The sequence below is a fragment of the uncultured Flavonifractor sp. genome, assembly GCF_944387675.1.
Taxonomy (GTDB): domain Bacteria; phylum Bacillota; class Clostridia; order Oscillospirales; family Oscillospiraceae; genus Flavonifractor.
The window spans coordinates 19,885-29,713 of record NZ_CALXFV010000015.1; the positions used below are offsets into that span (position 1 = coordinate 19,885).

Annotated in this window: 9 protein-coding genes; 6 read left to right on the forward strand and 3 right to left on the reverse strand. The window is 63.7% G+C overall.

What is annotated here, in order from left to right; genetic code table 11:
• Nucleotides 1–142 precede the first annotated feature (142 nt).
• Nucleotides 143–1,066 carry a pseudouridine-5'-phosphate glycosidase gene (locus Q0J74_RS02895; protein WP_297210332.1) on the reverse strand — a complete coding sequence of 308 codons (924 nt, stop codon included), beginning with the start codon at nt 1,064–1,066 and terminating at the stop codon, nt 143–145.
• 22 nt (nt 1,067–1,088) lie between these two features.
• Nucleotides 1,089–2,174, reverse strand: coding sequence for a PfkB family carbohydrate kinase (locus Q0J74_RS02900; RefSeq protein ID WP_297210335.1), 1,086 nt, complete (start codon nt 2,172–2,174; stop codon nt 1,089–1,091).
• 124 nt (nt 2,175–2,298) lie between these two features.
• Between Q0J74_RS02900 and Q0J74_RS02905 the strand changes: the two genes are divergently transcribed.
• The 6 genes from Q0J74_RS02905 (at nt 2,299) to asnS (ending at nt 8,227) form a co-directional block, all read left to right on the forward strand.
• On the forward strand, nt 2,299–3,108 hold the full coding sequence (locus Q0J74_RS02905) for a hypothetical protein (protein WP_297210337.1): 810 nt from the start codon (nt 2,299–2,301) through the stop codon (nt 3,106–3,108).
• 90 nt (nt 3,109–3,198) lie between these two features.
• The gene (locus Q0J74_RS02910) at nt 3,199–3,633 is read left to right on the forward strand and encodes a LytTR family DNA-binding domain-containing protein (RefSeq protein WP_297210340.1); all 435 of its coding nucleotides are present in this window, start codon (nt 3,199–3,201) and stop codon (nt 3,631–3,633) included.
• A gap of 14 nt (nt 3,634–3,647) precedes the next feature.
• Nucleotides 3,648–4,487, forward strand: a complete 840-nt coding sequence (locus tag Q0J74_RS02915; protein ID WP_297210342.1) for a DUF3021 domain-containing protein — start codon at nt 3,648–3,650, stop codon at nt 4,485–4,487.
• Nucleotides 4,488–5,258 (forward strand): hypothetical protein, encoded by a 771-nt coding sequence (locus Q0J74_RS02920; RefSeq protein ID WP_297210344.1) that lies wholly within the window; start codon nt 4,488–4,490, stop codon nt 5,256–5,258.
• A 51-nt stretch (nt 5,259–5,309) separates the two neighbouring features.
• Nucleotides 5,310–6,746, forward strand: coding sequence for an APC family permease (locus tag Q0J74_RS02925; protein WP_297210347.1), 1,437 nt, complete (start codon nt 5,310–5,312; stop codon nt 6,744–6,746).
• 86 nt (nt 6,747–6,832) lie between these two features.
• Nucleotides 6,833–8,227, forward strand: coding sequence for an asparagine--tRNA ligase (asnS, locus tag Q0J74_RS02930; protein WP_297210350.1), 1,395 nt, complete (start codon nt 6,833–6,835; stop codon nt 8,225–8,227).
• Between the two features lie 231 nt (nt 8,228–8,458).
• Here asnS and Q0J74_RS02935 read toward each other — a convergent pair.
• A partial coding sequence (locus tag Q0J74_RS02935; RefSeq protein ID WP_297210353.1) for a sensor histidine kinase occupies nt 8,459–9,829 on the reverse strand: 1,371 nt, incomplete at its 5' end.

A 9,829-nucleotide genomic window follows, 5' to 3' on the forward strand; every position in this document is an offset into this window, starting at 1 on the left:
CTTTTTTGGCAAGTCCATTATACGGTGAGGGTGGGAGGGATGCAACGAAGGGGACCTGAATGTAAAGAAAAAGAAAGATTGTTACGCAAATATGGCAAAGCCCCCGGGAGCCAGCGGCTCCCGGGGGTAAAAGGGGGACATGTCAGCCCAGGCGGCACAGGGCGGCGGCGGTTTGGGCGGCCAGGCGGGCGTTGTTGAACACCAGCTGGATGTTGGAGTCCAGGCTGTCTCCGCCGGTGAGTTCCTTCACCTTGGCCAGCAGGAAGGGAGTGGTGGCCTTGCCGTGGATGCCCTGGGCATTGGCCTGGGCGATGGCCTCGTCAATGACCTTGTTGATCACCTCGTGGTCCATGGAGAACTCCTCGGGAATGGGATTGGTCACCAGCATGCCGCCCTTCAGACCCAGCTGCCGGGACATGTGGAAGGCCTGAGCCAGCTCCTCCGGGGAGTCCATGCGGTAGTCCACCTCAAAGCCGCTCTTCCGGGTGTAGAAGGCGGGCAGCTCCTTGGTGCCGTAGCCCAGAACCGGCACGCCGTGGGTCTCCAGGTACTCCAGGGTGAGGCCCAGATCCAGAATGGACTTGGCCCCGGCGCACACCACCATCACCGGGGTGGCGGCCAGCTCCTCCAGGTCGGCGGAGATATCCATGGTGGTTTCGGCCCCCCGGTGGACACCGCCGATGCCGCCGGTGGCGAAGATGGAGATACCGGCCATATGGGCGATCATCATGGTGGTGGTGACGGTGGTGGCCCCGTCGGCCCCCCGGGCCACCAGCACCGCCAGGTCCCGGCGGCTGGCCTTGGTGACCGCCTGGCCCTGCTTGCCCAGATACTCGATCTCCTCCGGGGTAAGGCCCGCCTTCAGCCGGCCGCCCAGGATGGCAATGGTGGCGGGGACCGCCCCGTTGTCCCGGATAATCTGCTCCACTTTGAGGGCGGTCTCCACATTCTGGGGATAGGGCATCCCGTGGGAGATGATGGTGGATTCCAGGGCCACCACCGGCCGGCTCTCCGCTACGGCGGCGGCCACTTCAGGGGCTACGTCCAGATATTGATTCAGATTCATATACGGTTCCTCCCTATGAAAGTCAGTGGAATTGCTCCGCCCGGGCCTTCAGACCCTGGGCGCTGAGATTGGAGTTGATGGTTTCGCCGCTCTCCATGGCGATGGCCCCGGCGGCCATAGCCGCCCGGGCGGTATCTTCCAGGCCGGTTCCCTCCAGATAGGCCCAGGCGATGGCGGCCATGGCCGCATCCCCGCAGCCGGTGGTGTTCACCATCCGGCCGGGGCAGCAGGGCATGTGGAGCCGCTGCTGATGGTCGGCGGCATAGACACCGTCTCCCCCCAGGCTGACGAATACCCGCCGCAGGCCGGTGTCCAGCAGCACATCCACCGCCTTGTCCAGACCGGCCTGATCGGTGATGGACACACCGGACAGAAGCTCCGCTTCCAGCCGGTTGGGCTTGAGGGTGTGGAGCTTCCCCAGCACGCCCCGCAGCTTCTCCGCCTTGGCGGTGGAGACCGGGTCGGCAAAGATCGGCAGCTTGATGTTGTCCGCCAGCCAGGCAATGGATTCCGAGGGGATATTGGTATCCACGATAATAAGCTGGGCGTTTTGCAGCAGCTTGCTCCGGGCGGAGAGGAAAGCGGGCGTCACATGCTGGTAAATTTCCATGTCGCTCACCGCCAAGGCCATGTCCCCCTTTTCGTCTGCAATAAACAGATAGGTCGAGGTAGCGCCTCCCGTTACCGTCAGACACTGGCTGATGTCAATACCCAGCTCCCCGCAGCTGGCGGCAATGCGCTGGGCGTTCATGTCGTCCCCAAAGGCGGTGAGCAGCCGCACATCCACCCCCAGCAGACTCAGATTATGGGCGATGTTCCGCCCCACGCCCCCCAGGCTCATCCGTACCTGACCGGGATTGGAGTCGGCAGGGACCAGCGCCTTGTCCGACCGGCCGCCGATGTCGATGTTCACGCCCCCCACCACCACCGCGTAGGGAGCGGTGCGGATGATGTATCCCCGCCCGGCAATATGGCCCTGCTTCATCAGGTTGGAGATGTGTACCGCTGCCGATGAGCGGGTGATTCCCGCTTTCTCCGCCAGCTCCTGCTGGGAGATGAGAGGGTTTTCCTCAATCCATCGGAGCAGCTGCCGTTCCCGCTGGGTCATGGCATCGCCCCCTAAACATTTATTTTTGAATTAATCATATGCTTATAAAGACGGCTTGTCAACCCCATTGGGAACTTTTTCTGAACTGTATCGTCCAAAGAGCAAATAAAAGGAGGGAGCGCCCATGAAAAAAGCCTTACTGCCTTCCGTTGTCCTCTGTCTGGTCCTGCTGGCCGGCTGCGGCACCTCCGCCGGGAGCGCCGGGGCGCCGTCCACCCAGCCGCCGGAGAGCCCCGCAGACACGTCCGCAGTCCTGATAGACCAGGCCCCCTGGTTTGCCACCTTCCGGGTGGTGGCCGGGGCGGAGAGCGGGGAGCTGGTGCTGGCGGCCAGCGACGGAACCTCCGGCGAGGTCTACGTCCTGAATACGGAGGGCCTGTCCTTGGATGGGCCGGTGGAAAACGGGGAGCTCATCAACGTGTATTATGACGCGGTGCTGGAGTCCTTCCCCTGCCGGTTTTCCAACGCCTCCGCGGTGGAGCACACCGGGACGGAGCGGGACGACCGCTGCGGGCTCTACCTCCAGGTGCTGGAGGACCTGTGGGAGGTGGATTCCGGCCTGAACACCAACCTGGAGGAGCTGGGGGTGGATTTCTCGGGGCTCACCGACCTGAGCGACAGCGAGAAGGCCGCCCTGACCTGGGCCTTCGGCAATGCCCATGGCCTGACGCCCATCACCGGCACCCTGGAGGAAATCTGGGAGGAGGGCTACCTTACTCCCATGACGGAGCCGGCGGAGGGGTACGAGGACAGCGTGGCCCTTTACGGCTGGGAGGGCGGATGCCTGTTCACCCTGTCCGGCTCCGCCGACGGCACCTTCCGGGCGGAGAAGTGGGCCTCCGGCCTGGGGGCGTATGTGTTTGACGCCTGCACCGCCAAAATGGGAGAGGACGGCAGCTGGACCTACACCGTGGGCGCGGAAGCCATCTCCTGACCAACTATCTCCCAAACAGGGCCGTCTGTCCGAAAACCATGGACAGACGGCCCTGTTTTGGTTATATTGAGGGTGAAAGGAGGGGGCGGCATGAAGGTAACTGTCCACATCCAGCCGGGCTGCGGGGAAGTTTCGGTGACCATCACCGCCCCCGCCCTTACCGACGAGGTGAAGGCCCTGACCGTCCGGCTCCAGGGGGGCGGGGTGCTCACCGGCTGGCGGGGAGATGTGGCCGTTCCCTTGGCGGCGGCGGACATTCTGCGGTGCTATGGGGAGGAAAAGGGGGTCAAGGTCCAGACCACCGGGGGCGTGTACGATTTGAAGGAGCGGCTCTACGAGCTGGAGGGCAAGCTGGACCGGCACACCTTTGTGCGCATCTCCCACTCCGAGCTGGTGAATCTGGAGCGGATTACCGCCCTGGATCTGTCCCTCACCGGTACCATCCGCATGACCCTGGCGGAGGAGACAGTGTGCTACGTTTCCCGGCGGTATGTGAAGAAGATTAAGGAGGCCCTGGGGCTGTAAAGGAGGGAATCCCTATGACACGCAGACAAAAGCAGTGGCTGGTCCGCATCCTCATCGGGGGGGGTATCGGTATAGCCGCCCTGATCCCGGTGGGCGGGCTGTTCAACGACTTAGTGATGGGGGGCCTCCTCGCCATGGGGAACCACACCCCCTTCCGGCTGGTGAGCTATGATTTGGAGCAGCTGGTGGGTCCCGCCGCCCTGGGAGTGCAGCTGGGGCTCTACTTCCTCATGGGGGCGGTGGTGGGAGTGTCCACCCTTCCCTTTGCCGACGACGGGGCCACCCTGGTCCGCCGCTCCCTGGCCCACTTCGCCGTCACCGCCGGGGCGCTCGCCTTGCTGGTGTGCCTGTGTGGGTGGAACTGGGGGGAGCTGGCTCCCCTGCTGGTCTATCTGGGGCTGCTGGCGGCGGTCTACCTGCTCATCTGGCTGGCCCGGTGGGTGGGCTGGTACGCCGAGGTGGCCGCCATCCGGGAAAAGCTGGGCCTGCCTCCCGGCCCCTCTCCATTAAAATGGAAGGAAACCCTGCCCTATGTCCCCTTTGCCCTGGGCCTGTGTCTGGTGCTCCCCGCCCTGCTGCGGGCGTTTGACGCGCCTGATGTTCCGGTGCTGTCCGGAATCCTCTACCCCATGCTGCTGGCAGTCGGGTGCTTCTTCTCCGGCGCCTTCCTGGCAAAGCGCCGGGGCTTCTGCCTGCTGTACCCCGTGCTGTGCGGCCTGCTCCTCATCCCAACGGTATTCTGGCTGTATCATGCCAGTGCTCTGCCCTATGCCGCCGTAGCCTTTCTGGCGGCCCTGATCGGCGAGGTACCCGGCCTGACGCTCAAACTGGCAAGGGAACGGAAGGAGGAGTGAATGGAACTGCTTTTGCTGTTTTGGGGGCCGCTGGTGGCCACACTGGCCCTCACCCTGCTGATTGGCCGCCTGACCAAAGGACGGCTCCAAGGACTGATTCTGCTTCCCTTGGGTTTTCTGGCCGTCCCACTGGCGGAGAGCGTGTATGAGTGGCTGCAGGGCGATTTTTTCTGGGAACTGGGGGTCCTGCTGTGGGCCATGATCGGCGGAGCCATCCTTCTGGGCTGGCTGGTAGGATGGAGGCTCTGCCGGAGAAAGGAGAGAGCCGTGAAACGGGAGGTCAAGCTGTATAACGTCCTGCTGCCCATCTGGATTCTGTATTTCTTCCCCCAGGTGTGGATCATTACCCTGCCGGGGAACCTGCTCATCGACTGTGCGGTGCTGCTGATTACCCTGGCGGTTTTAAAGCACACCCAGAAAAAGGAAGTGCTGAAGAAGCTGTGGTGGAAGTTCTGGCTGCTGGGTTTTCTGGCCGACTTCGTGGGGGCGGTGTTCCTCTTCGGCTTCTGGTACCTCTCTCTGCTGCCCGATCCGGTGGGTTCCTGGGTGGACAGCATCATTTCCCAGGCCTTCCTCAACCCCTTCCGTACCCTGCCCGGCTTCCTGTATACCCTGGCGGGTGTGGTTATTGCCGGTGTGTGCATCTATTTCTTTGACGAGCGGGCCATGAAATCCTGTACCCTGCTGGACGGGCGGCAGCGGCACATCGTGGCCCTCACCATGGCCATCGTCACCGCCCCCTGGACCTTTTTGATTCCCCTCTACTGGTAAATGCGGCGCCCGCCGGACAAGGCCTTGCGGCTTTGTCCGGCGGGCATTATAATGGTGGTATCAACCACAGAACGGGGGATGGGCATGGGCAAGAAGGGCATCAGCTATTTTGGCCTGGTGGCCATGGGGGTGGGATGCATGCTGGGTACCAGCTGGCTGCTGCTCACCGGCACCTGGCTGGACACGGCGGGGGGACCCCTCAACCTGGCGGTGGCCTTCGCCCTGTGTATCGTCATTGAGCTGCCCTTCGCCTTCGCCTATATGGAGGCCATCCCCATGCTCCCCCTGCCTGGGGGAGAGGTGGTGTATTCCTACGCCGCCTTCGGTCCCGGCGGCGGCTTTGCCGTGGGCTGGGCGGGGATTCTGATGAACACCATCGTATACTGCTGGGTGGATTTGGCGGCGGTGTCCCTGCTGGACGGGCTCTTTCCCGCCCTGGGTACCACGCTGGTGCTCTACCACGTGGGGGAGTTTGCCGTCACCCTGCCCAATGTGCTCCTCCAGCTGGCCCTGGCCGGCGGCATCCTGTGGGTGCAGCTGCGGGGGGCCAACGTGTGCGCCTCCCTGGCCAAGCTGGCTACGGTGGTGCTGCTGGTGATGTGCGCCATCGGCCTTGCCGTCTGCTTTGCCCGCTTTGACCCGGCTGTTTACGCCGCCGACGGGGGCCTGGATTTTGACTTTTCCGGCTCGGCGGCCCTGCTCTCCCTGCTGGTGTTCTCGGTGGCCGGGTGGGAGACGGTGTCCAAGGCCGCCGCCGACGCCACCGGACCAGCCGCCCGGAAGGCGGGCGCCGCCCTCATCACCTGCCTGTTCCTGGTCACCGGCATCCTGTGCCTGGTGTCCACCGCCGTGGCGGGGTGTATGCCCTGGAAAGAGGCGGTGGGCCGCACCGCCCCCTTTGCCGACGTGCTGGCGGGCCTCACCGGCCAGGCCTGGGTGCGGCCCCTCTTCCTGGTCACCGCCTTTGTGGGGGCGGTGGGGGTGATGAACTCCACCCTCTACTCCTCCGCCCGGATGCTGTACGGCCTGGGCCGGTTTGCCCTGGTGTCCCCCCGGTTTGCGGAGCTCCATCCCAAATACAATACCCCCGCCCGGTGCATCTGGTTTACCGCCGCCTTTGTGGTGGTCACCCCCTTCACCGGCAAGCTGCTGTTTCTCCCTTTCATCAATGTGGCCTCCCTCACCACCATTGTCATGTGGGTGATGACCTATGCCGCCGTGCTCCGGCTGCGGCGGACCAGGCCGGAGCTGGCCCGTCCGGTATCTATGCCCGGAGGCGCGGTGACGGCGGTACTGGGGGGCGCGGCGTCGGTATTTCTGGCGGGGAACATCCTGCTGCCGATGAGTCCCGGCGCCCTGGACGGCCTGGAATATGCCCTGGCCGCCCTGCTGACCGCCCTGGGGGCGGGACTCTACCTCCGCCGGGACCGGTCGGTGTCCCCCCGGGAGCAAGAAAAACGGATCTTTGGAGATCTGCTGCGCCGGTAATTGCCCAAAACCCCTTGCAAAATCAGGGGAAAATGATATACTAATGCCCACTGAGACTTTATTTCAAGGAAACAGAGGGAAGGAACATGGAACGCACCAAAATCGCACAGCTTTTTGCCGACAAGGAGCGCCTGGGGGGCCAGACCGTCACCGTCTCCGGCTGGGCGCGCACCATCCGGGACATGAAAGGCTTCGGCTTTGTGGAGCTCAACGACGGCTCCTGCTTCAAGAATTTGCAGATTGTCCTGGACGCCAACGTGCTGGATAACTATAAGGAGATTGCCGGGCAGAACGTGGGGGCGGCCCTCACCGTCACCGGTACCCTGGTGCTCACCCCTGAGGCCAAGCAGCCCATGGAGGTGAAGGCGGCCAGCGTAGTGGTGGAGGGTACCTCCACCCCCGACTACCCCCTCCAGAAGAAGCGGCACAGTGTGGAGTACCTCCGCACCATCCAGCACCTGCGGCCCCGCACCAACCTGTTTTCCGCCGCCTTCCGGGTGCGCTCGGTGGCCGCCCACGCCATCCACACCTTCTTCCAGGACCGTGGTTTTGTGTACGTCCACACCCCCATCATCACCGCCTCCGACTGCGAGGGCGCCGGCGAGATGTTCAAGGTGACCACCCTGGATTTGGACAACCTGCCCCGCACCGAGGAGGGCAAGGTGGATTACAGCCAGGACTTCTTCGGCAAGAGCGCCAACCTCACCGTGTCCGGCCAGCTCAACGCCGAGAACTTTGCCATGGCCTTCGGGGACGTGTACACCTTCGGCCCCACCTTCCGGGCGGAAAACTCCAACACCCAGCGCCATGCCGCCGAGTTCTGGATGATTGAGCCGGAGATGGCCTTCTGCGACCTGAAGGGCGACATGGATGTGGCCGAGGCCATGATTAAGTTCATCATCAACACCGTACTGGAGAAATGCCCCGACGAGATCAACTTCTTCAACTCCTTTGTGGACAAGGGCCTGAAGGAGCGGCTGGAGCATGTGGCCTCCTCCGACTTCGGCCGGGTGAGCTACACCGAGGCGGTGGAGCTGCTCCGCCAGAACAACGACAAGTTTGACTACAAGGTGGAGTGGGGCTGCGATTTGCAGACCGAGCACGAGCGCTATCTCACCGAGCAGATTTTCAAGCGCCCTGTATTCGTTACCGACTATCCCAAGGAGATCAAGGCCTTCTATATGCGCCTCAACGACGACGGCAAGACCGTGGCCGCCGCCGACTGCCTGGTACCCGGCATCGGGGAGATCATCGGCGGCTCCCAGCGTGAGGAGCGGCTGGATATCCTGGAGGCCCGCATTCAGGAGCTGGGGATGAACCCCAAGGACTACTGGTGGTACTGCGATTTGCGGCGGTACGGCGGCTGCAAGCACGCCGGCTACGGCCTGGGCTTTGAGCGGATGGTGATGTATCTCACCGGAATCTCCAACATCCGTGACGTCCTGCCCCATCCCAGAACGGTGGGCAACGCGGACTTTTAACAGGAGAAGGAAAGAGACCCCGGCGTTCTCCCCGTATGTGGGGCAGGACGTCGGGGCCTGTTTTTGGAAATGTTGCGGGCGGATGAGGGCATCCGCCCCCGCGCCTGTTGTGTACCAACCCGCTTTTTCGGTCACAGGTTACCCCGCAGGGACCCATGCCCACATCGGCCCGCCCAGGGCGGCAAAAAGGACGGCCGAATCCTCAGCCGTCCTTGAAAGAGAGCTGCCAGCTTACCGGGCCAGAGGCAGCTTCACAGTAAAGGTGGAGCCCTTGCCCACCTTGCTTTCCAGGGTCACGGTACCCCCGTAGAGCTGGACGATATGCTTGACGATGGCCAGCCCCAGGCCGGTGCCGCCGTTTTTCCTGGCCCGGCCCTTGTCCACCCGGTAGAACCGCTCAAACACCCGGCCCTGGGCCTCGGTGGGGATGCCGATGCCGTTGTCGGCCACGGTGATAACCGCTTGATTGTCCTGGAGGTGGATGGTGGTCTCCACCTTGCCGCCGCTTTCGGTGTACTTGATGCCGTTGCTCATCAGGTTGAGCAGCAGCTCCTTCAGCCGGCTCTGAGGCACCGCCACCTCCGCAGACAGGCCGGACACTGCCAGACTCACTCCCGCCTCTCTGGCGGCGGGGGTGAGAAGGGCGGCGGTGTCCTCCGCCACCTCCAAAGCGTCGCAGTGTTCACTGCTCTGGTCGATAGCCGCCGACTCCAGCTCGGAGAGTTTCAAAATGTCGTTAATCAGGTCAATGAGCCGGTCCACCTCCACCCCGATCATGGTGATGAACCGTTTCTGGTCCTCAGGGGAGGCCACCATGCCGCCGGAGAGCATGTCGGTAAAACCCTTGATGCTGGTGAGAGGGGTTTTCAGCTCGTGGGAGACGTTGGCGGTAAATTCGCTGCGGATGCCCTCCGCCTTTTTCAACTGGGTAACGTCGGAGATGAGGATGGAGGTCCCCACCGCCTGCCCCTCATACTGCCGGCCGGAGACGGGGGAGATGAACATCCGCAGGGAGCGGGCTTCCTCAGTGAGGGCGTCCACCTCCAACACCACGGGGGCGTGCTTGTCCTGGCTGCTGCGGATGGCCTCCCGCAGGCGGCGGCTGCGGGTGAGCAGCAGCGCGCCGTCCTCCTCGTCCCCCTCGGGGAAGCCGAAGATAGCCCGGGCGGAGCGGTTGATGGCCAGCACCTTGCCGTCCTCGTCCAACAGGATGAGTCCCTCCGCCATGCAGTCCAGAATGAGAGACACCTTGTCCCGCTCGTCGGTGATGGACTGGATGTAGCCCCCCAGCCGCTCCACCAGCTTGTCGATGTAGCGCAGGATGGGCCGCAGCTCGTCGTCGGACTGGTAGGCATCCAGTCCCGGCCTGCCGGTGCCGTCCAGCACCCCCTGGAGGGTCTGACTGACGGCGCTGAGGGGGGCAACCACCCGATTGGCGGTGCGCCGGGAGAGAAGCAGGGCCAGCAGCACCGCCGCCAGGGAGGCGATGACAAAGCCCCACAGACCGCCCGCCACCAGAGAGTCAATGGAGGACAGGGGCATGGAGGCCCGGCCGATCATGCCGTCGGCAAACCGCTTGGCCACATACAGCATGGAGGTACC